This is a genomic window from Bacillus sp. mrc49 (genome assembly GCF_002803435.1).
In genome coordinates this window covers 1-1,190 of sequence record NZ_PHNG01000105.1, presented here as the reverse complement: position 1 = coordinate 1,190, position 1,190 = coordinate 1, and the positions used below count along the sequence as shown (strand labels likewise).

Genomic DNA, 1,190 nt, shown 5'->3' with positions numbered 1-1,190 from the left:
TTGATGGGGCCGAGGGAAGATACGAATCCGTAATTGACGATGACTGCATCTACATCCAGCGTTTCTGTATCTTCACCCTTTGGGTCCTTGATGGCGACAGTATGGATCCGTCCTTCCGTTCCAATCAAATCAGCCGGTATGTAAGGGGTGAGTACTTCAACCTTGGAATTTTTAAGGTTTTCCACACTATGTTCGTGGGCACGGAATTTATCTCTTCTATGAATGATGCTCACCTTTTCGGCGATTGGCTCCAGCATGAGGGCCCAATCCACTGCGGAATCCCCGCCTCCGAAAACGGCGACCTTTTTGCCTGCGAAATGATTGAGATCGTCGATGAAATAATGAAGGTTGCTGCTTTCATATTCTTTTGCCTCATCAATTTCGATGCGGCGGGGTTGGAATGCACCATTGCCAGCTGTGATGATGATGGTTTTGGAATAATGGATTTCTTTATCGGTCGTTAACTTGAAGACCCCGTCGGCTTGTTTTTCGACGTCTTGCACGGCTTGCTCGAGTACAACGGTCTGTTCGAACTTTGCCATTTGTTCTTTCAGGTTATTCACTAGCTCCTGTGCGCGCACTTTAGGGAAACCAGCGATATCATAAATGTACTTTTCAGGATAAAGGGCAGATAATTGCCCGCCTAATTGTGGGAGGCTTTCGATGATTTTTACCGATGCCTGCCTCATGCCGCCGTAAAATGCGGTGAATAATCCAACCGGACCTCCGCCAATGATGGTGATATCATAAACCTTTTCGTTAACTTCCAACGTTATCCCTCCGATATACTAGGTTTGCTGAAATATATTCTCTTATTTTACCATAGATGAACTTTGAAAAAACGAGAAAAAAGTTAGAAAGTTTCGACTATTATTTCGGCGTATGGCAACAGCAGCCTCGCTCTCGTTTTTAGCGTCTGGAAATACTCGTGGCTAAGCCTATTAAAATGGGTTCTGTTGAAGGGGGGATATGGTCTTGAAGAATCCGTTTTTCACTTGAAAAAATTATTGAAAAAGACTAATATTTACTTATGATTCATTTATTACAAGTTTGAAGGGTTACGTGAAATGCGTCACATATGTATAAGCGTGCTTTTTATAATGTAGATTAATAATATAAAAAATAGATGTTAGTTATGGAAAGCAGCACAAGAAAATATCGTAAAGGTGGACGAATTCTTTTGAAAAAGC

General features: G+C 42.0%; 1 protein-coding gene. It reads right to left on the bottom strand.

Going from position 1 to position 1,190, the window contains the following annotated elements:
- On the bottom strand, positions 1 to 770 hold a 770-nt coding region (locus tag CVN76_RS00710; protein WP_100530074.1), incomplete at its 3' end, for an NAD(P)/FAD-dependent oxidoreductase.
- Positions 771 to 1,190: the final 420 nt, after the last annotated feature.